This is a genomic window from Zobellia galactanivorans, assembly GCF_000973105.1.
GTDB classification, from domain to species: Bacteria; Bacteroidota; Bacteroidia; order Flavobacteriales; family Flavobacteriaceae; genus Zobellia; species Zobellia galactanivorans.
Genome location: NC_015844.1, coordinates 2,865,217 through 2,887,668 on the forward strand (window position 1 = coordinate 2,865,217; position 22,452 = coordinate 2,887,668).

Genomic DNA, 22,452 nt, shown 5'->3' on the forward strand with positions numbered 1-22,452 from the left:
GAATTTCTAAGTAAAGTCTTGTGGTTGTATTTAGATAAAGAGTTGACAGTCGTCGTAGTTCTTTATTTTTCCGTAATAGGTTTTACGGTATTTCTGCAGGGTGCTGATGGGCAGCCCCAAAAAGTAGCGTTTGATAGAAGTTACCCTTGTGGTCAGGGCCCCCATTTTTTCACTGTAGTGTTTTTCTGTTCTTGTTTTTCTTTTGATATATAATAACCTCATAAAATGTATTTAGCTTGTAACATATCATAATGAATAGCTATTACAAATATGAAATGTTAAGATTTTGTTATTGTAGTCTAAATAGATTTTTATCTTACTTAAAATGTAGGTTATTTCAATATATGTGTAGTTGTTTTACAGGAAAACACATGACAATGCTAATCTTGAAGTTTTAATAAATACGGTAGTTTTGAAAAAATATAAAACTTTTAGGGGCTTTTGTTTTGTAGGAAACAATCTTACAATTATGATGGTAAGGTTGCTATCGTTTTTTAATCATGCAGTTTCATTCTGATGAATCAACGATTGGAAGAATAAGTTTTGATCTATTTCCAAAGTGAGGAGAGCTTTGGGCGAAATAAACAGAGAAGGCTATTGTAAATTTACGATAGTAAAATATTGTATGCTGTATAATGGAAATAATTGTTATTAACACCTAGTCAAAGGATACGGTGGATTGGTCAATAGTTGTAAATAAGTCGAAATTCGCATAACGTCTTCCTATAGGACTGTATTCATGCGCTGAGCTAAAAGTTAGGACTGTTAATAACTATTGTATGGGCAGTACAATATTTGTAAATTTATAACAATAGTAGGATTATGGGTTTAGGCCACTATATCATTTTTCATATAGTACTCTCGTAAATGAATATTTGCGGATTTCATCCCCCCTATCCGTGAACAAATATATTTTTTGAAAAAATACAAATCAGTAGCGACACATCCGAGTAAGCAAGCCTCATAGTAAAATCTTTATTCTGTCTGAGTAATCTCCATCTGCATAAAGTTGCTCCTATTTTCAGGTGCGAAAAATTTTGAGTCTATGTTTATAACTTTATTCCGGTCCAACTACCACTATCTTCCTCTTTATTATTAGTCCAAAGTCCAGACCCAATTTCGTTTGCTAAATTTCCATTGAAATCTCCAACTACTTCAGATGTTCCGATTGTAGCGTTTGAAACTCCATTTTCGGAAACAACGCCAATTACCTGATATGAATTTGAGGATTGGATAGAAGTAAATGTTCCAATTGCAGTTTTGTTCGCATCAATTTGAATTGACCAATTCCCACTATCGACATTACCAGCATATTGTCCGCTCCAAGCCCCTTCAAGGACTAAGATTTCATCCTCCTCTTTTTTACATGAATTTAGGATACTAACACTTAAAAATACTAATGCGAAATATTTTGCTTTCATAGATTATTACTCTAAATAATGCGAATGGAATTTTTATTTTTTAAGCTATTGATTACAACAAATGGATAAGAACTCTAAGTTGTTAAGAATTATTTGAAAGATTACAATGCCTGTGCAATATTAACTGGGGAGTGTGCTCTATTGGAATCTGTGACTAAAGCCTTTTGCCTAAGACTAAGCCAAAATGGGGAATGGTATCACTATTGGAATCAAATTGAACGGCCCCCAAAAGACCTAGATAAAAACTATCTCCAATCTGAAAATTATAGTTTAGGCGAAGTGACGCTCCTACTGCAAAAGTTCTAGCGGGAGAGAACCTAATACTACTGCGAACGGGATATGGAAGGTCTGTCCCTGCTGGGTACAGGATTGAATCCAAGTCCATAAGCGAGGTAGCCTGATATCGAAATAAGGGTAGAATAGAAAGACCGAATCGCTGATTGGTTGTTTGTATAAAATTATATCTAATACCTGTGACAAGCTGAAAACCGGAAGTAACCGTATGCAATGTAGCATCAACCCTTTCGCCATCCGATAGTTCATAAAAAAGTGGAGTGTAGGGAGAATCGTTCAGAGTACCTTCGAAACCCAATTGCCAATAAAATTTATTTGAAAAATTCTTACCATAGTTGGTACCGAAATGATACCCAGGAATATCGCCTGTTCCATGTATACTGAGTCCAAATGAAAACTCCAAGTAAGATTTTGGCTCGTTCTGTCCGTGAAGAATGAATTGTGGAGCTAGAAAAAGAATTAAAATTAAATATATCCTCATAATTATTTACAGATTATCATCAGCTTTTGAGCTGACAGATTTGGTTCCGTACTTAATGCGGTAAAGTGGCTAAAGGTATTCTTTATCCATAATAAAATTATACTCTATTCCATAAAAGGTATGGGACAACCTTCTGGAATTTACAAAGAATTAAAATTTAAAAGTGTGTGGGTTAACCCACACACTTTTAATTATCATTTAGTTTCCTTCATACCTGATAAATTTCATCTTTCCAAGATCGTATCGTTTGTACCGATTATCTGAGAACTGAACAATTCTGGAACCTAAGTCATCATCCTCTCTTTTAGAAGAGACTTTAACGGTTGTACCCGGAAATGCAGGTTGAGCAGGAGTTGTGCTAGTAGCGGGTTTATAAGCGCTACCCGGTATGGAAATTGAGATCTCAGCTGTAGAGCCACCATCCTCTTCTATCCATTTTTCCACATTATAATCGCCTAGGTTATTTAAGTTCCAATTAAACAGGAATGACGCATTAAATTTTGTCCACTTATCATCCTTAAAATACTTCCGCTTAACTCTTCCAAAACTGGTCTCCGCTACTATTGTGCCAGCAGCTCCCTGTGTGCCAGCTACAACTTGCCTAAATTCAAGCTTACCCGAGAACCATGACTCGATTCCGTTCAAGTCGGTAACTTGAATCCATGCTCCATGCTCTGCCTCGCCGTTTACCCTACGGAATTTGGATTTTGCCGTAAGTGAGGTACCATTCTTTCCTGTAGTGAACGGCGGCACAGCTTTAGTATCGATTAGATCTTCTCCAATATTATCAAGTTCGGGGAGGTATTCAGCAGCACCAATAACATAAACATCATTTTCCCATGCATATTCTTCGTTAACATCAAACGCATATTCCAGCTCTCCTTCATCATTAAGCTTATAACCCGGGGCCGAGTAGTCGGCATTGTGGGCCCCTTTTAGCACAACAATCGGTTCGTTCATACTCTTAGCAACGTCAAAACCCTTATTGGATAGGGCTAAATCTTCCAAGGTTTCAGCTCTTGGGTAAAATATCATGGGAATTTCACTTTCGTCAAACGATTTAATTTTAGCCGACAGGGTTTTAATATTAGATGTTGATTTACCGAACTTGGAAGAGGTAGATAATTTTTTAGTCATATCATCTACATAGACCAAATAGTCATCACCTGCTTCGCTAAGCTCATGTGCATTTTCGTAAACATAACTTCTGAAATCTGAAGTTCTTGCCATTAAAAGAACTTCTTTAGCTAACTCGGCATAGGCTGTGATTTGTTTAGTATCAGTAAACTCATTGACGGCCAAACCCATAGTTCTACTTTCAATACTTGTATCCAGAACGGCAACATTTCCGTTAGTAATCGATGCTTCTTCCTTGGAACAGGAGAATAGTACTACCATAGATACAAACGATAAAAAAAATGTTTTTTTTTGACATAATTCGACCTTTTTTTTGATTAGAAATGTTGTTTAATCTTACAAACATATGTCTTTATTATGTTGTATTACGTAAAAAAACAGTTATCTCTTCATGAACAATAATTGCCGTGAAGAATGTGGTGTAATACCGTAATATCGTGGTTTAAATCCTCAGTTAATTTAACTGATATATTTCAAACACTTCTAAATTTTTCATTTTCATATAGTGTTAAACAAAATGATTATTCTAAGTGGGTATGATTACTAATCTCTTGGGTTTTGGCTTTGCTACATGAGAAGCAATGTTCTTTTTGGAATATTACAAAGAATAAAGGGGTGGCGTACATCGGGAAGAGTGTTTTTATAAAATCCCTAATTATTGATTAGATTTTAGTGATAAGGTCTTGGAGGGTTGTAAATTTTAAAGAATATATCGCTAAAAACCCAATTGTCGGTAAGAAGTCGGTAAGGATAAAACAAAAAAACCTTGAAAATCAGAAGATTAACAAGGGTTTAAGTACTCGAGACGGGACTTGAACCCGTACGGACTAATGTCCATTGGATTTTAAGTCCAACGTGTCTACCAATTCCACCACTCGAGCCGCTATTGGTAAAGTCTTTAACAAAAAAACGCCGACAAGCAGCGTTTATAATGTCGAGCAAAAGACAGGTGAAAGCGAAAAACGTGATTCGGACCCTTGACCTCTTGGTAGGTAAACCGGACCAATTTAAGGGGGGCATCGGTTTCTTGTTTTTTGATCGCTTTTTCACTGGTTTGCTTACAGCTTGATAAAGCGAATAGGGCTATCATAAAAAGACTGATAGGATAAAGCGTACTTTTTTTTGGCCACTTTGTGCGATTTGATTTTTGATTTCTTGCCATAGGTTTAGTTAAAGGCCTTTTTGATGTCATCTATGGTTACTCCGAATACTTGCTTTATTATGGGCGCCAAGCTATTTTCATTCCCTTCAATATGAAAGGTGTGTTGGATATGCGTTCCGCTCTCACCGGCCTTTAGTGCCAAGGCAGGGGAGGAGGTTTCCAGTTCGTAAAAAGGGCCGAGGGGCTTTTTGCCGGGAGCAGGGGCGCCGTCATTATAGGAATTGATTACATCTCCCGAGTAGGGTTCTTCCTGTATTTCCCACATCGAATTTACGTAATCGCTTATGCCCTCGGGTTTGTTGTACTTTAAAATGGTCAGTATTTTGTGTTCCGTATCATAAGAGCCCGCTATGTTTTTTGCGCGAAGGGGAGGTAGGCCTATCTTGCTCCGATACTGTCCGTCACCGCTAAAATAGAGAACATTTTCTCGAACAACCAATCGTTCTGGTGGGACTTTGCCAAAGTAGGTATCGTTTACGACTGCGCCCAATCGGTCTTCATTACCCGAGATATAGGGTATGACAATGGTTGTTTTAGGAGAAGGGTTGAACATGCCCAAGAGCCATATCGATACCAGTCCGGAATCTTTTTTCCAGTCCTCTTTTCCGGTGTTGGTTACGGTATTTGTGGTTTTATAGGCCACGGCCCTAGTTTCCCCCAATGTACCTATACCAAGTTCTTTCTGTATTTCTTCTGGGGATAAAAGTGTTATTTCACGTTCAATGCCCAAGTCGAATTGAAATCCTGAGTAATTGGTCAACGCGGCGTTTTTGGTAAATACCACCTTGTTCGGGGCACTGCTCTTTATATCGAAAGGTTCTAAGTCTATAAGCCTTGGAGTTTGCCAGTTTTCTAAGTTGAACTCATTTCCTTCCTTAAAAAACAGTGAATATTGCCCGCCTTCGGGGCCTAGCCAAAAACGTTCTTCTCCACCAAAGGCATTGATGTGCTCTAGGGTGTCTTGTGATTCAAAAAGTTCCCTATTGATCCATCCATAACTTCGTCCGTTTGGTCCTGATGAACTACTGGTCATTACTCGACCTTGTAGATTAGGGGCTAGGGCGACTTTGGACTTGCCCGATGGATCCGATAGTTCTATTATCGGGGTATAGGTTTTCATAAAGCTTAAATCATTCTCGTAAGGGGTAAAGGTTAGGGTATCTACGGCTTTGGGGACTTGGGTTTCTTTTTTCTCCGATTTACAGGCGGTCATGGCCATGATAAGGAGCAGGGGTATGAGGTACGGGTGGCTGATAGTTGTGTTCATGTTTATTATGTTGAGTTTTTATTATAGTTGGCTTCCCCACCAATTTGTATTGGGCTGCCAATCTGGAGATAACATCTTTTCGCGTTGTTTTTCCAATCGTGGCATCAAAATATTTCTATTGTTTTCCAGCTTTTGTTTCCATGCGGTTTCGTTCCATGAAGCGTCTTCTTCGGCATATTCGGTTTGCATAGCTTCCAGCCAGGCCAAGAGCTCTTCTTTCATTTCAAGTGTCAGGATTTCCTTTTCAGTCGAGCGGTCCTTGGTTTCTCCCAAATCCGTATCTAAATCATAAAGTTCCGTGTGGCCGTCTTCCCAATAATGAATGATTTTCCAGCTTCCCTTTCGCATGATGGAAACGGGCTCCCCTCCTTGATTGCCGTAATGCGGATAGTGCCAATACAAAGGTCTTTCGGCAATGCGCCCTCCTTTTAGCAGTGGCTCAAGGCTTACCCCATCTGCGTGGTGTTCGGGCTGAAGGGGAATATCGGCTAAATCTAGAAGGGTGGGGAATAGGTCGGCACCGGAAACGGGTACCTGGTTGTGGGTTCCTTTTTGTGACATCCACGGCACATAGATAAAATAGGGCACGCGCAATCCGCCTTCCCATTGATAGCCTTTACCCCCGCGAAGATCGAGTTGATTGGTAGAAAAATTATCCCCCGAGGTAACTCCTCCATTATCGGAAGTAAAGACCACTATGGTGTTTTTGTCGAGGTCGAGGTCCCTTAAAGTTTGTAGAACACTGCCAACGGCCTCATCTACTTGCTCTATCAAACCTGCATATACGGGATTGTCTTGGTATTTTCTGGCCGGTAATACCCGTTCCATTTCAAAACCTGTTTCGGCAATGCCCATACGTTCGGCCTTGTCCCTGTACTTTTTCCATTTGGCCTGTGTGGTCTGTATAGGGGAGTGAACGGCGTAAAATGAGAGATAGGCTAGAAATGTTGAGTCTTTTTGTTCCCTAATAAACGTTGAGGTTTCCTTTGCGAGCTTCATAGAAAGCGACATCCCTTTTTCCTCGGGATAGTCCATCATTTGCGGATTGTTGAAAGGGGAGAAATAGCCTCCGCTATAGGGGCCGCCTTTCTCATACCCGCCTTGGTTGATGTCAAACCCATGGTCTGTGGGCAAGGAGTGGTCCGCTTTGCTTCCTAAGTGCCATTTTCCCGCGAAAAAAGTGGTGTATCCATTATCCTTTAAAACTTCGGGCAGAATAACATCTTCTCGGTGTAAGTGATGTTTGTATTCCGGAGGCAGCAATTTGGTATGTCGGTTGAGCTCTTTCCAAGCCTGTCCTGATTTGGCCCCTTCGTATTGGGTGAGCCCGTGTCTTGCCGTAAACTGTCCGTTCAACAAACTCGCCCGGGATGGACTACAAACGGCGCAGGTGGCATACCCATTGGTGAAAATAGTACCCGACCTTGCCAGACTATCAATATTGGGGGTTTCGTAAAAGGGGCTTCCCATAACGCTCAAATCGGTATAGCCCAAATCGTCGACCACAATAAAAAGGATATTCGGTTTTTTATTTGGTACAAGGCTTTGTTTTTGGTTTCCACAGGAAACTAAACACGCTGTGCCAAGGCAAGCTAAAATACTATTTATGGTACTTGTTCTCATTGTCATTTTTTACTTCTTACTTGGTCTGATCCACATACAATGCCCACCGCCGGGTGCTATTTTTGCATTGATAACATCTCCTTTTTTTACGCTTCCCCTTCGTACCTGATAGGCTTCCGGCTTGGTCTTAAAGTGAGTCGCATCGGTATCTTCATAATAGGTAATATCATACGCCTTTCCAGCTTCCAGAAAATCCAAGACAATAGGTAACTCGCCTCCTGGTTCATTATAAACAGAACCGATAAACCAAGACGCGTTATGTCGTCTTGCCGTAGAGATGTAAGCATCCATTTTGGCGTGGAGTATTTTGGTCTCGTCCCATTGTCCTATGGGCATTTCCTTAATAAATTCAAACAGGTCGCTTTTTTCGGTGTAGGCTTCCGGGGCATCTGGAATGCACACAAGCCCGCTAAAAATAATCAAGGTTCTGGCTGCTTCCGCAGTGACCGTGGTATTTAGATTTTTGGCTTTCGGGCCTTTTTCCCTTTCCCCAGTATTGACTCCGGTGATATCGAATACACCATTGTTCATATCCAAGGGGCCTTGCAAGGCGTTTATCAATGCCATGCGAATAAAGGCTTGTGGGGTGAAGGCCCGTCTAGAGTCTTGTTGGGCGTGGCAATATTCCCTTGTAATGGCATTCGGGTAGGTTCGGGTAACCCCGGTAAACGGCACCGGACTATCGTGAAAGTCGATTAAAAGTTCACTTTCTGCACTTTTTTTAATGGCCTCCCTTGTAAAGGAAACATTGCTTCCCATAAAGCCGTATTTAATTCCTTTGGCGCCCAATTCTTGATAATACGGGAAAAGTGCGGCATCTCCGTAATCTCCTTGGCGTCTGTCATAATACAACAATACGGACACTCCTTTCTCTTTTGCATAGTCCATTACCTTTTGCAAATCGAGTTTGTCTGACATTTCAATTTGTCCTTTGGAAACATCGGTATACCAAGCATCATCGATCATGAAATATTCAATACCGTTCTCTGCGGCAAAATCGATAAACCGTAAGTAGCTTTCCGTGTCTATTCCGTAAGTAAATCCATCTGCTGCGGTATATCCGTGCACACGCCAATCCCATACCGTTTTTCCGGGCTTGATCCATGAAGTATCTTCGAGCGCCAGTGGTGCGGCTACATTTTGTGGAATGGTGTTGGTGAGCAAGTCACCTATGTTTTCTTCTATGAGAACCAAGCGCCAAGGGGTTGTCAGTTTGCTTCCTTCGGAAGTAAATTCGTTATTGGAAATGAGTTTCCCTTTTTTCTTATCGTATTCAAAATCGATTACGGAAAAACCGGGAGCGCTTACCAAATCTGATTCGAGAAGCGATATGTATTTGCTTTGATCGGTCTCTATTACCAAAGGTACTTTCCAGCGGTAAGGAATAGAATCCATTCGCTCCAAATCACTCAAAACAATAGGGCCAATCGGCATACTTTCCCCGGCCGGCATATAGATTTTGTCGGAAGCGGAGAGTCCATATTCCATGTAAAAGGCAGGTTTTTTAGCTATAGGATATTTATCGGTCATAAAACGGAAGGCACTGCCGCCATCATAGGCACGAATATATAGGGTAGCCGGAACACCTTCATAATCTAGGGACACCTCTAGCTCGTTATACGTGTCTTGAATTTTACTGAACTGCCCCCAAACCGGACTCCAGGTATTAGAGAAGGAAGTAATCTTGGTGTCCGTTACTTTTACTTTTGTATTCGGAAAAATCGACAACGCTGAATTTTCAAGTGTTTGTTGTCCATTTTGGAAGATAGAATAACTTAAAATACCATCGGTATGGGCAAGTGTGAGTTCAATCGATTGGTCCGGGGATTTTAGGATATAAGTATGGGAAGGCACTTTACATGCCTTTGATAGGCTTGCAACGAAGAAGATCCAACCAATTATAAGCCATTTTTTGTTTTTCATAGATAGGACTTAAAGCGTTACTTGGTTACGATTCCTTCAATTTGCTTCCAGCCCTCCATGCCATCGTTCTTCTGCTTTACGCCAGGGGTACTCCGCCCGTCCAATATTATTTTTTTAAGGGCTTTTTTTAGCTCTTTGGCTTTTTTAGGATTGTCCTCGATCCGGTTTTTGGTTTCACCGATATCGTCTTTTAAATTGTATAACTGCATATCGGGTAAATCAAGCTTCTCTTTTTCTATATCCTGCGGTCTAGGATAGCTCCAACCACCAGAGCCTGGGCAAACACTCAGTTTCCAGTCACCTTGTCGAATGGCAAAAGACCCATTAATGGAGTGGTGGACTATATATTCACGAATGTCTTTATCCTTAGTGCCTTTGATCAAAGAAAGCATGCTGTAGCTATCTTCCGCTTCCGTATCCGGAATTTCGTAGCCGGTTAGCTCTGCGCAGGTCGCAAAGAAGTCCGTCGTGCAGATAAGCTTGTCGGAACTTGCGTTCTTCAACCCTTTGCTTGGCCATTCTACGATAAAGGGTACGCGGTGTCCGCCTTCAAAGATATCCGCTTTGGTTCCCCTAAAAACATAACTGGGGTCATGGTCAACCTTTTCAAGCTCTTTAAAGTCGGCTTTTGGCGAACACCCGTTATCACTGGTAAATACCAATAGCGTGTTTTCTGAAATGCCTTGACTTTTTAGGGTTTCCCGTATTTGGCGTACCACATCATCTACTTGCATTACAAAATCTCCGTACATATTGGTATTGCTTTTACCTAAAAATTCAGTGGTCGGTAGAATTGGGGTGTGTGGGGCAGGTAAGGGGAAGTATAAAAAGAAAGGCGAGCTGTCTTTTGCGTTCTTCTCTATATAACCTACGGCTTTGTCCGTTAGATCTTGTAGTACCGTGGCATGTACAAAATCGTCTGAAGTAAGTCCTTTTCTCCAAATCCCCTTGTCGTCTACGGATACAGTGGTTTTCGTCGGCACCATGGTGGGCCTATCGTTTTCGATATAGACGTATGGGGCCATATCCAAAGAACCACAGAATCCGAACGAATAATCAAAGCCGTGGGTAGAAGGCCCATTTTTTACAGGGACGGAAAAATCAACCTTTGGGTTTACATTCAGTTTGTCATGCTCTAAGTTGGCATTTTCGTCCTCGATCGCCCAATCCCAACCAAGATGCCATTTTCCGATATAAGCGGTGGTATAACCTTGGGTTTTTAGCATTTCGGCCACGGTCGTGCGCTCTTGTTTGATCAAAGATTTTGAATACCCGCTTAAAACGAAACTTTTTAGGGAGCTACGCCAATTATAGCGCCCCGTTAAAATGCCGTATCGGGTTGGGGAGCACACTGCGGATGAGGTATGTGCGTCAGTGAACTTGATGCCATTGGCGGCCATGGTGTCGAGGTTTGGTGTCGCGATTTTGCCTTTTGGATTAAAGCTTTTAACATCGCCATAGCCCAAATCATCGGCAAGGATATATATGATATTAGGACGGTCGACTTTTTGGTTTTTATCTTGACCGAAACTGGGGCCGCAAGCTAGAAACGTATAGGATAAAAGGAGTAGGAGGGTGGTAGGTTTGTTGGTGAGCATCTTCTTTGTTAGTTTGTTTTTTTTATAATTATTCAATATTGCCAACTAACTTAAGAAAACTTATATAGTACTAGGGTTAAAAAGGTAGGAATAATGCATTGGGTTTGCGAAAAACTTGAATAAATCGAAATATTAGGGGGTAGATAAATGAAAGCTTGATGGTTTGTTGTTTAAGGTATTCATTATCTATTAAGGAAAACGAATGGTCTTAAAGTTTTTTACATGTGTGGGAACCTACAAAAGGAAGAAAACGCTAAGCTTTTGTATAGCTATTCCGTGTTTAAAATGATTGGCAAGTTTCAGTCGTTTAGAAAAAAACCTTGAAAATCCGAAGATTGACAAGGTTTTTAGTTGATTAGAGCAAAAGGTTGGTTCGTGACCTTATTGATAGATCCTTACATAGTCTATTTCAAAAATATCATCTGTGAAATTCTCGGGGATATCACCGCCCAGGGTTCCGCCCATGGCAATGTTCAACAGTAGGTAATGCGGGGCGTTATATGGCGTGTTCTGAGAGTTTTTCAATTCGTAAACAAGGGTGTCGTCTAGAAATACTTTCATTGCGGAGGCGTTCCATTCTAGGGAATAAACGTGGAATGAACCGGAGGCGTTTGTTATGGGGGTGGTGCCACCTAAATTCTGGTATTCATCAGAGTTAAGATCGGACCAATGAAAATGGGCAATAGTACTTTCCTTGTCCCAGCCGTTTTGTTCCAGAATGTCAATTTCGCCGCATGCGGGCCATTCGGCGTTGCCATATTGTTCGCCAAAATAGTTTCCGGTTTCATTTGAGTTGGCACCCAAAGTCCAGATGGCGGGCCATGTGCCTTTTTTACTTGGTAGTTTTGCCCTCACTTCAACTTTTCCATAAGTAAAGGCGAATTTTGAATTCAGCCTGGCCGAAGTGTAATCTTTTGTAGAGCCCTCAAAGGTATACTTCTCTTTTATGGCCCTTATTTTTAATGTGCCATCGCTTACAAATGAATTTTCACTACGATTTGTGTAATGCTGTAATTCGTTATTATGCCAGCTGCCATTATTCGGGGGGATCACCTGATAGTGCCATTTTTCCGGGTCGGGTTTTCCTTCGTATTCAAACTCGTCTGAAAACACTAAGGTATTAAAGGCTTCATTCGACTTATATACTTCTACATTGAAGGTCTCGTTAATGAATTCGCCCGTAGGGGAATAGGCCCAAACCACTATCGTGTAGGGGTGGGTGCCCTCTTCTGTAAATGTATGGGTGGTGGAACCATCCGTGCTGTCTTCTACATCACCATTTTCGAACCTGAAGGCATATCTCACCGCATTTGAGGCTGAGGCCGAAACCTCTACGATTCCGGAACCATTACCATTTGGGTGGGCGTCATCTGTACCTACAAGGGTGATGTCTACCTTCAAATCAGTAGGTTTTAGATCCTGTCCTGAATCCGTAGAACTGCAAGAAAGTGCAACTAGAAGTATAGAGAGTGATAGGTTTAGGTAGTTTATCATAATCATTCGGTAAAAGGGCGTTTTTCGATTAATTTTCATGATATTTTTTTCTGGTTATAGCAGTTTTCTATGAAAACCTTTCGAATAACTACCACAGGATTTAAGTTGCTGATTTATTTGTGAAAGTATACATTGTCAATAAATAGGGTGGCAGATCCAACGGGTTGTGCCGCATAGATGAGCTGGGCGATATTGCCTTTGGTGGTTAAGCCCGTAAAGTCGGACAAGGGTATGTCAAGCGATATCCAAGTGTTCTGTTCCGGATTGGCAATGGTAATTTCATGTTCTACGTCGTCGCCTCCGTCATAAGCTCCATTGGCGCCAAAGTCTACAAGTTTAATCCGTATTTCGGTGGCATCGGCCGTCCAGATATCCGTATGAAAATGGGTCATGCTACCGGCGTCGATTTGATTGTTTACGGTTTCTATTCCCACAAAGTTGAGGTCGCTGTACTTTTTCGTTGCATTGCCATCGATGTCGATTTCTTCAAGGGCAGCCTCCGACCAATCGGTCCTCCAAGTATCTACGGGTATATTGGTATAGGTGTCGCTAAAGAGGGAAATTACATCGGTATCGGGAGTTAGGGGAGTAGGGGCTGCCGCTGTTGGGTCGGTAGCCGGCGGGTTATAAAAATAGATGTTGTCGAGGTAAATGGTGCCATTGCCATCGAACTTTAATTGAATAATATCCGTAAGGTCTACAACACTTGAAAAATGACTTAGGGGAATGTCTACACTGTTCCATTGACCTGTGCTGATTTCAAAGGCATAGGCCGTTTCAGCTGGGCCGGAGCTGATGAGGTAGCCGTTCAGTTCGCTTGAGTCGTCCGTCCAATAATCGATATGGAGCATGGTCATTTCCGAAGCATCTATGGGCGCGGCGAATTGGGTGCCTTGATAGTTCAGGTTTTCGTATTTTAAAACGGCATCGCCTGCTATCTCTATTTCCGAAACAGCGGTGGCTTGGCCCCAGTCGGGGTTAAAATTGGTATCCGCTACGTTAGTATAGGCGTCGCTGAATAGGGAAATAACCTCGGTTTCGGCCACAGTCGGTGTAGGGGCTGCCATGGTGGGTTCCCCGGTTTCGGTAGGTTCTTCGATAACACTTCCTTCGCCCATTACGATATTGTCGAAATAATGGGTGGTAGGGGCGGTCTTCTCCCCTGAAAAATCAAAGAAAAGCACCATTCTATCGTATTTGTCGGTGTCGCTTGCGGAAAAAGTAAAGGAGAGTTCCTCCCATTCATTGGCGGTAGTCGTTTCTGATTGTACTTCTTTGTTGATAGTACCGTCGGAACTGTCTTCAAGTTTTAAAAGCACAATTTGTTCTGCAGCAGGGGCGTATACCATGAGCTTTATCGTCTGAAGCCCTGAGAAATCAATTTTTCCGGATAAGTCAAAAAATAGTCCGGCCCAAGATTCGACTCCTTCCGTTTGAGTGTATGCTGCTACCCTATCTGAAGTATTGATCCCCGAAGCATCTGGGTTTTCGGTAAATTCAAGGGAAAGTGAACCGTCTTTTTCACCGAAAAAGGAAATATCGGGTCCCTCGCATTCAAAATCCAATCCTTTTGAGATATCGGGTAAGACCGTTTTGAAAGTACATTCTTCGGTAACGGGCTCAGGCTTCGGAGCCACATAGGCCGAAGGCGGTGGTGTATCATCTTCCATTTCACAAGAAAGATTAACGACCGACAATGCCCCTATAAAAATTAGTGGCCAAAGAATTGAGGTACGTGGGACTCTTATATTTGTTCTGTATTTTTTCATAATTCAATGTTTTAATTATGTTAGGCCATTTTAGTTGTATCCATCGTTTTGAGGGTAGTTAGGACCGAGTAAATCCATCTGTTCTTGTGGAATAGGCCAATTTTGCATGTACTCCCTGAGTATCGTTTTGGGGTTTCCTTCGGGGTACGACTCGTTCATATTGTCGTTGTTCATATGGTCGAGCAAGAACTCGTACAATTTGCCGGTTCTTTTGAGGGTATACCAGCGTTGTCCCTCAAAACCGAGTTCACGCGCCCTTTCATCGAGTACGGTTTGCAGGTCGATAGAGCTGGCCGGAGCGGCGTTCGCCCTTGTCCTAACGGTATTTAAATAATCGAGGGCCTTGGCATTGTTGCCTAACATCATTTGGGCCTCTGCTGCGATTAAATAGGTCTCGGCCAATCTGTAGACCATAATGTTTTTATAGTGGTTTCGGTCGGTGGGTTCGACCGTTTCATCGAAGAATTTAAGAACACCGGGATTTTGTCGTCTGTAGTACAGCATAAATTCGTTCTGGTCGGTTTCGCTGTTTTCATATAGATCGAGGGGATCGCCTAATTCCTTACCTTCAGGAAGTGCGCTTTCATCATTATAGGCATAGTTAAATATGTAATAGGTGTTGTTTTTTCTATCGTCGTTGGGATCTTCGTTAAGTAGGTCGATCATGTAGCTGTTCAATGAAATAAAGCCCGCTCCGGAACCGCCGTTTTCTACCGATTGTATCAAACCGGGCGCATCGGCGTATGACGCCACCATGTTCCAGTTCATAATATGCGGACCGCCACCGCCGATGGTTTCTTTTTCAAAATTGATGGCGAACAAGGTTTCTACGTGGTCGAGCTCCCCTGCAAAAACGTCTTTGGTGGTGGGGGCCAGGCTGTAGTTTCCACTGTTCAATACCGCTTCTGTTTGGTCGGCGGCCTCGCTCCAATCGTTTTCCCACATGGCTACTTTGGCCCTGAGGTGCCTTGCCGCACCTTGGTTCCATCTTCCGAATTGCTCGGTAAAATAATCAAGGTTTTCGATTGCGAAATCGAGGTCTGACCTGAGTAAGGCGAATATTTCATCTACTGATGATTTGTCTTGGGGTACGTCAAAAGCGTTTTCGGGGGTAGTCGGCTCGGTAGTGATATAGATGTTGTTGAATAAGCGGTAAAGTGTAAAATATGCTTGCGCCCGCATACATTTGGCCTCGGCCAAAATTTGGTTTTTGAGGCTAATGTCGATGTCGTCGAGTTCTTCGGCCCCTTTGATAATGGCATTTGCCCTATCTACAACCTTGTAATTGCGAACCCAATAGGCGCTTATACCTGCCGTAGTTCCGTAGTCGCCAAGGCTGGCTCCCCACAACAGTCTACTGTAAAGGGATACCTCACCGGTTATGCCTACGCCCAGATCGCTTTTGGCTTGAGGAATCAAGGGAATGGTTCCGTTCAAGCTTAGGTCTTGGTAGATTTCACGATTGAGCGTGTAAAGTCCGACTACGGCCGATTCAAGACCTTCAGGGGTAGAATAGAGAAAATCGACCGATGTGTCGGACAGTAATTTATCCTCTAATAAATCATCATCGCAAGAGCTCGATAGGGCAACGGCAATGACTAGAGTAAAAAGTCTTTTTAACAATATGTAACTATTTGTATTTTTCATAACAGTATTTTAAAATCCTAGTTTGACGCCAAGTGTGATGTTTCTCGTCTCGGGAAATGCCGTGCCCGAATCGGTGAGGGGGTTCTGTTCCGGACTATACGACCTAAAATCGGTTAACGTCAGTAAATTGGTGCCGGTCAAATAAATTTTCGCTCTTTGAAACCCCGTTTTTGAAAATAGATCTTTTGGAAAGGTATATCCGAGCGTCAAGGTTCTTAGCCTTACGTACGAGGCATCCCTTACTGCAAAGGAATACAGGTGTAGATGGGTGTCGGGTTTCGGCCTTGGGTATTCGGTCGAAGGGTATTCGGGGGTGTAGTATTTGGCTCGAATACCATTAATGGATCCCTTCCATAATTCGCCATTGGCAAGAACGGTGTTCAGTTTGGTCGCTCCTTGTACAATATAGAGGTCGGCAAAAAGATCAAAATTCTTATAGGTAATCGTATTGGTGATGGATCCGTACCAATCGGGGTCGGCATTGATAAAAACATTGTCCCTATTATCGATCTGGCCATTGCCATCTTGGTCTACGACCCTGACGTCTCCGGGCTGCGCCAAAGGGTTGCCCGAACTTGCGATATCATCGCCTTCTTGATAGATGCCGTCGTATTGTGGTAGCCAAATATTGTTGATGGATTGGCCTACTGATAGGCGCCTGCCGTAGGTGTCGGTAATATCGATCGGGTCGCCGTTTTCATCCAATTCGCCCGTAAGGGAAATGATCTCGTTTTTGTTCTTCGAAAAAACGGTTCCGAGCGACCATCTGAACTCTTCTTTTCTAATGATATTTGTCGTTAAGGAAGCTTCGAGCCCCCTGTTTTCCAGTTCGCCCACATTGAAGCGAATTACATTGTACCCCGTCGTTCCGGCAATGGACCTGTCGAGCAACAGGTCGGTGGTGTTGGCTTTGTAATACTCTAAAGTACCTTCGAATAGATTGTTGAAGAGTCTAAAATCGACACCTGCGTTCAAGGTTGTTGTGGTCTCCCATTTTAAATCGGGATTGGGCAGGCGTGAGGAGGCGGTAGCTCCGGCAACGGTCCTGTCACCAAATATATAAGGAAGATCGTCTGCCACACCCAACGATTCGAGTGAATTGATACCTTGGTTACCTGTGGCCCCGTAACTTACCCTGAGCTTCATTTCATCTATGGCCTTGATATTTTCCATAAAAGGTTCGCTGTGCATTTTCCAGGCCACTGATACCGCAGGAAAGAACCCCCACTTGTTGTTTTCGGCAAAAACCGAGGCTCCATCGGCACGGGCAGTGGCCTCTAGAAGGTAGCGGTCTAGATAGCCATACCTTACCCGGCCTAGAAAAGAAAGCAGCCTTCTTTGTGAAACACTTCTTTCACTATTAAGCAAAGTGGTTGCATTGCCATTATAACCAAGGGCATCGTTCGTAAAGCCCGATTTGTCTAGTTGGCTATATTCGGTCAATTGTTCATCGAAGGCTTGTACCGCGGTAAAGTTTAGGCTGTTATTGTCGTTTATTTGCGGGGTGTAATCGAGAATGTTCTCTATCAACAGTTGTTTGAAAAAGGTGTTCGAGATAACGGCAAGGCCATCTATGCCTTCATCTCCTGCCGAATGCAATGATGAACGATAGATTCCCCTATTGGTGTTTCTGTTGCGCAAGAAGCTTTTTAAGGTATAGGATAGGTTTGGATTGAAATCGTATACCAAGCTCAAGTTGATGTCCGTAAGGTTAATTTTGGTTTCGTCTTCCGATTCTCTTTGGTCCCATAAAGGGTTGATCGCAGTGTTTGATGGTCCCAAATAATTTTTCACCAAGTTTCCTTCATCGTCAAAAGGTTTGGCCAATGGGGTTATGGTGGTGAAGTTTAGGTTACCGGTTTCTTGGTCTTGCTTGGCGCTTTGGTAGTTGAAAATACCTTTCAACGATAACTTGTCGGTAAGCTTTTGATTAATGTTTAGTTTAAAGGTGCCACGGTCGTATCCTGAATTGGGAATAATTCCTTCTTGGGAGAAGTAGTTAAGACTTGAAAATACCTTGGTCGATTCGTTTCCTGCCGAATAGCTAAGTGAATGGCTTTGGATTACGGCGTCTTGTAAGATCAAATCTTCCCAATCGACGAAGTCTTTGTTAGCAATGGCTTCCAATTCGAAAGGGGAGAAAATATTCTCATCGTTCAGGTATTCGCCCGTAAACCGGTTTCGGTTGGCTTCCCTTTTTAGGTCTATATACTGTTGTCCATCGTATTGATTGAAGTTCTTGGTAAGGGTCTGAATGGTGGTATACCCATGGTAGTCTATCGTCGATTTCCCCGATTTCCCGGTTTTTGTAGTTACCAGGATGACCCCATTGGAGGCTCGCGAACCATATATGGCAGTTGCCGAGGCATCTTTTAGAATTTCTATATTGGCGATATCATCGGGTGATACATCGTTCAAACTGTCAAAGGGCAGGCCGTCGACTATGACCAAGGGGGAATTGCCGTTAGGTGCTACGGAAACATTTCCACGGATAACGATTTCCGATCCGCCCCCAGGTCGGGCATCCGATAAATTTACCTGAACCCCTGCGGCTCGGCCCCTTAGCATTTCGGAAACGTTTGTGGTTGGTACCGAGGTAGCCTCGTTGACCTCGACACTGGTAACGGAACCGACTACATTGCTTTTCTTCTGTGTACCGTAACCTACTACAATAACTTCATCTAAGGTTTGGGCATCCTCTTCTAAGGTTACGTTTAAGGTAGTAGCATCGCCAACGGTGATTTCTTTCGTAAGAAAACCAATATAACTAAATGACAAGACATCTTTATCTGTGATATTTTGGATAACATATGCTCCGTCAAAGTCGGTTACAACCCCGTTGGAAGTACCTTTGACGACAATGTTGACCCCGGGTAACGGCCCCATGGCATCCGATACGGTGCCACTTATCGATTTAGTTTGTGAATAACAAACAGTAGTACATATGAGTACAATGAATTTTAATAGAACATATCTCATTTTCGAGCGGTTTAGTTTACACTCAAAAATAGATGGGTTAACGTATCCTTAACAAAGAAGATGCCTCTATAAAAAACCTACATTGACATAATTTGCATATAAAAATTATGATTTTATTAAAATTACCCCGTTAAATATGATGATTGAAGAATATTAAGGGTCCGCTGTAAACCGCTTTTTACTTTACTGGTTAATTGGTTGTTAGAGGGATTGTAGAGGCAATGTAGAGGTAATCGTATGATGTGTAGGGGCGGATTTTTTTATCGGGTGATATTAGAAGTTCAAAATATAGTCAATGAGGTTGTCTTGATGTGGTAGATCAAACTTTTTACGGAGCCTGTATCGCTTCATTTCAACACTTTTTACAGATATGTTGAGTAATGGTGCTATTTCTTTGGAGGATAAATTGAGTCTCAAATAGGCGCATAACCGTAAATCGTGATTCGTAAGATTTTTGTGTTTGCTCTTGATGCGTTTTAAAAAGTCTTTGTCCGCATTGTTGAAGGCGTCTTCAAAAAACTTCCAGTCGTCTTCGCTGCTAATGTTTTGGTCAATTTTCTTAATGACAGGGTTGATAGCTTTTTTTTGCTCTGAAATGTTGATCAAATCTTCCTTGAGGGCATAGAGAAACTTGTTTTTCTTTAGGAAGCTCATGGTCAAAATGGCAAGCTCCCTATTTTTGTTCTCTATTTCGCTTTGAAGTTTTTCATTGACAATTTGGGCAATTTTATCCTTCTCTTCTAGCTTTTGAAGTTCGAGTTCCTTCTTATTTCGTTTAATTATCGAGTCTTGTTTTTTTCGGTAATACCGTTTGTAGAATCTGTGTATTGTAAAGAATAACAGAACTAATGCCAATAGATACAATAAGAGTGCACTGTTTGAGGCGTACCACGGTCTATGTATGGTAAATGTGTATGATGCGATGTTTTTGCTTAGGCTGTTGCCGATTTTGGCCTTTACGATGAATTCATAGTCGCCAAAAGGTAAATTGGTATAGACGACTTCAGGGGTTTCCGACCATTCGCTCCATTCATTGTATTGGCCCTTTAGTTTATGCTGGTACTGAACGTCGATATATTTGTTGAATTCAGGGACGCTGAATTCAAATCGTAGATTGTTATGTATATAGTCAAATTCACCTTCTTGGGTTAAATTGGCCTTATTTGAAATATCGCGATAGTTTCCATAATTGATGGCATTGATCTGTACGTTGTGCTTGGAGGTCGAAATTTTGTTTAGGTCGAGGGTAAGGTATCCATTAGAGCTTCCTATGAGGTATTCATTGTTTGAAATGTGTGAGATATTTTCAAAACCCGATACACCAAAGTTGCTTCTTATGGCTTTGGGCATAGGGATGTTCTTCTGGCCCAGTTTTCCGGTCAGGGTATTAGGGGCAATATACTTTATTCCGTTATGGGTAAAATACCATAGCTTTTCGTTTAAGGTGTCTGGAATAATAATACTGGTTGGTGCTTCATCCTTATAAAAAATCAATTTTGTAAAGGTACTGTCCAGTGCAATGTCGTCTAAAGAGTGTCCTACGGTATAAATCGCATCATTGGTCTTGTAGTACAACCGGTCTTTGAACTTGAAAATGTTGGAGCTATGCCCCTTTCTGGGGATCTGTTGCATTTGTACTACTTGTTTTAAATTTTGGTCGAGCTCAAGTTTATATAGGCCTTTTTGTTCGTGATCGACGATTACCTGAAGGGAATCGATTTCAAAAAAACGGCTCGAAGTGTTGAACCCTTCAATTATATTGCGCAATTTCCAATTGCCGTTTTTTCTTTCCAGAACGCTTAATCCGTTGTAATTGCCTTGTAGCAAAAGCTCGTTGTTGAAAGCAATGGTTTTTACGGCCCATGTTCCGGGAAAATCGGAGATGAGTTTTGCGGAATCTTCATGAATTTCAAAAGTCCCGTTGTTATGGCCACAGAATATGGTCGAACGAACCAGTTGAAGGCTCCATACTTGTCCTTCGGTACCTTTTATCAGTTCGAAATTATCGCTGCCGTCCGTTCGCTTTGCAAATAAGCCTTGGTTGGTTCCTAGGTAGAGATAGCCCTTGTGTGACAAGGCGGCGTATACCAGTCCTAAATTGCCCAAATGATCTGCATATTCGTTAATGGGAGAGTAAATGTTGATCACACTTACCCCGTTGTCAAGGCCTAGCCAAAGGTTATTGTCGCTGTCTTCAAATATAGAAAGTACCGTATTGTTGTTCAGGCCTTTGGCCTGGGTGATGTTTTGAATGAGTTTGCCGCTCGATGATAGGTGATAGAAGCCGTTTGCAATACTGCCCAACACAAAACTGCCATCGTTCAATTGAAGGCTTTCGTACAACTTCACATTTAAATGGGTCATGTCGGTTGGCCAAGGGTGTAGTTTTGAAAAGTCGTATTGGTAAAACTGTCCATTGTCGGTTATGACCATGAGGTTGTTTAGGTGTTTGTACACCCCGATAATCGTATGTGTGGTAAAAACAGGATGGTTGCTTACCAAAAGAGGTTTTCCGCCATCGATGGTAAATAATCCTTTTTTTGCTATTTGAAAGTAGACCTTATTGTCGACAAGGTTCAGCCTGGCCTTTTGTGACTCGGCCTCTATAAACTTAAAAGTATTTTCTGTGGGGTCGTAAATGTATATACGGTCTAAAGATTGAAAAAGAATGGAACTGTCTATGGGTAGAATCTTCCAAAACTCTTCATCTTCGGCCATGGTAATGCTTAACCTATCGGATAGGGAGGTATATTGTAACTCGCCGTTATCGTCTTTTTTCCAATAACCGAATTCTTTGTAAGATCCGGTGTATATTCTATCGTCAACCGCTTTGACCGACCTTATGACCGAAGCGTTTGGTAGTTTATAGCGGTGCCATGTAGAACCGTCGAATTCGAGAAGGTTCATGTGATTGGCTATAAAAATAGTCTTTGATGAAGATTGTGAAATACCCCAATTCTGGTATTCGCCGTTATATTCTTGGGGCGTATAATTTTTAATAGGGGGTAATTCCTGTGCGCATACGCTTAGGTATGTAAAACTGATCAAGTAAAGAATATAGTACTTCAAATCAATGGAATATAATTAGAACCTACGAAAGGGATAATTTAAAATAATAATCTTAGTTATGGCGATTATTTTTTTGGACAGAAACCTTAACAACCTTTCTTTTATGATTTTGAGATCGATAGGGCGAAATATGGGATGTTCTTGTCAGGTGCAATTTATGCATTTTAGACTGTATGTAGGAAAGCTTTTCGATTCGAACTGAAACAAGCGGAAAAAGAAAAAGCCAAGACGATTAATCTTGGCTTCTCATCTGTACTCGAGACGGGACTTGAACCCGTACGGACTAATGTCCATTGGATTTTAAGTCCAACGTGTCTACCAATTCCACCACTCGAGCCGCTATTGGTAAAGTCTTTAACAAAAAAACGCCGACAAGCAGCGTTTATAATGTCGAGCAAAAGACAGATGAAATCTGTGCTCTTTGAGCGAAAAACGGGATTCGAACCCGCGACCTCCACCTTGGCAAGGTGGCGCTCTACCAGCTGAGCTATTTTCGCATAGTTATTAAAGGTAAAGAACGTGACATCTTTCACAGATGCGGATGCAAATTTAATACAATTCTCTAAAATGCAAAGAAATTTTTTATGA

13 protein-coding genes and 3 tRNA genes are annotated in these 22,452 nt (G+C 42.0%); all 16 read right to left on the reverse strand.

From position 1 onward, the window contains the following. Window positions 1–30: 30 nt before the first annotated feature. The gene (locus tag ZOBGAL_RS11460) at window positions 31–222 is read right to left on the reverse strand and encodes a hypothetical protein (RefSeq protein ID WP_013993774.1); all 192 of its coding nucleotides are present in this window, start codon (window positions 220–222) and stop codon (window positions 31–33) included. An 827-nt stretch (window positions 223–1,049) separates the two neighbouring features. Further along, a complete protein-coding gene (locus ZOBGAL_RS11465) occupies window positions 1,050–1,421 on the reverse strand; it encodes a hypothetical protein (protein ID WP_013993775.1) in 372 nt (123 codons plus the stop codon). A gap of 154 nt (window positions 1,422–1,575) precedes the next feature. Continuing rightward, window positions 1,576–2,196 (reverse strand): hypothetical protein, encoded by a 621-nt coding sequence (locus tag ZOBGAL_RS11470; RefSeq protein WP_013993776.1) that lies wholly within the window; start codon window positions 2,194–2,196, stop codon window positions 1,576–1,578. Window positions 2,197–2,394: 198 nt separating this feature from the next. Then, window positions 2,395–3,594: a hypothetical protein gene (locus ZOBGAL_RS11475; protein WP_013993777.1), complete on the reverse strand. Its 1,200-nt coding sequence runs from the start codon at window positions 3,592–3,594 to the stop codon at window positions 2,395–2,397. A gap of 536 nt (window positions 3,595–4,130) precedes the next feature. Continuing rightward, window positions 4,131–4,214: transfer RNA gene (locus ZOBGAL_RS11480), tRNA-Leu, on the reverse strand. A gap of 285 nt (window positions 4,215–4,499) precedes the next feature. Continuing rightward, window positions 4,500–5,762: a DUF6786 family protein gene (locus ZOBGAL_RS11485; RefSeq protein ID WP_013993779.1), complete on the reverse strand. Its 1,263-nt coding sequence runs from the start codon at window positions 5,760–5,762 to the stop codon at window positions 4,500–4,502. Window positions 5,763–5,783: 21 nt separating this feature from the next. Continuing rightward, window positions 5,784–7,391 (reverse strand): sulfatase, encoded by a 1,608-nt coding sequence (locus ZOBGAL_RS11490; RefSeq protein WP_231854756.1) that lies wholly within the window; start codon window positions 7,389–7,391, stop codon window positions 5,784–5,786. Between the two features lie 3 nt (window positions 7,392–7,394). Further along, complete coding sequence (locus ZOBGAL_RS11495; protein ID WP_013993781.1) at window positions 7,395–9,308, reverse strand: glycoside hydrolase family 97 protein; 1,914 nt, start codon at window positions 9,306–9,308, stop codon at window positions 7,395–7,397. A 17-nt stretch (window positions 9,309–9,325) separates the two neighbouring features. Further along, entirely contained in the window at window positions 9,326–10,906 is a 1,581-nt protein-coding gene (locus tag ZOBGAL_RS11500; RefSeq protein WP_013993782.1) for a sulfatase family protein, read from the reverse strand. Between the two features lie 381 nt (window positions 10,907–11,287). Continuing rightward, on the reverse strand, window positions 11,288–12,439 hold the full coding sequence (locus ZOBGAL_RS11505) for a family 16 glycosylhydrolase (protein WP_013993783.1): 1,152 nt from the start codon (window positions 12,437–12,439) through the stop codon (window positions 11,288–11,290). Window positions 12,440–12,513: 74 nt separating this feature from the next. Next, on the reverse strand, window positions 12,514–14,169 hold the full coding sequence (locus ZOBGAL_RS11510; RefSeq protein ID WP_013993784.1) for a hypothetical protein: 1,656 nt from the start codon (window positions 14,167–14,169) through the stop codon (window positions 12,514–12,516). Window positions 14,170–14,199: 30 nt separating this feature from the next. After that, on the reverse strand, window positions 14,200–15,816 hold the full coding sequence (locus ZOBGAL_RS11515) for a RagB/SusD family nutrient uptake outer membrane protein (protein ID WP_013993785.1): 1,617 nt from the start codon (window positions 15,814–15,816) through the stop codon (window positions 14,200–14,202). Between the two features lie 9 nt (window positions 15,817–15,825). After that, complete coding sequence (locus ZOBGAL_RS11520; protein ID WP_013993786.1) at window positions 15,826–18,795, reverse strand: SusC/RagA family TonB-linked outer membrane protein; 2,970 nt, start codon at window positions 18,793–18,795, stop codon at window positions 15,826–15,828. Between the two features lie 273 nt (window positions 18,796–19,068). Continuing rightward, window positions 19,069–21,864 carry a helix-turn-helix and ligand-binding sensor domain-containing protein gene (locus tag ZOBGAL_RS11525; protein WP_013993787.1) on the reverse strand — a complete coding sequence of 932 codons (2,796 nt, stop codon included), beginning with the start codon at window positions 21,862–21,864 and terminating at the stop codon, window positions 19,069–19,071. Window positions 21,865–22,117: 253 nt separating this feature from the next. After that, window positions 22,118–22,201 (reverse strand) — tRNA-Leu (locus ZOBGAL_RS11530). Window positions 22,202–22,288: 87 nt separating this feature from the next. Continuing rightward, window positions 22,289–22,361, reverse strand: a tRNA-Gly gene (locus tag ZOBGAL_RS11535). Between the last annotated feature and the right edge of the window lie 91 nt (window positions 22,362–22,452).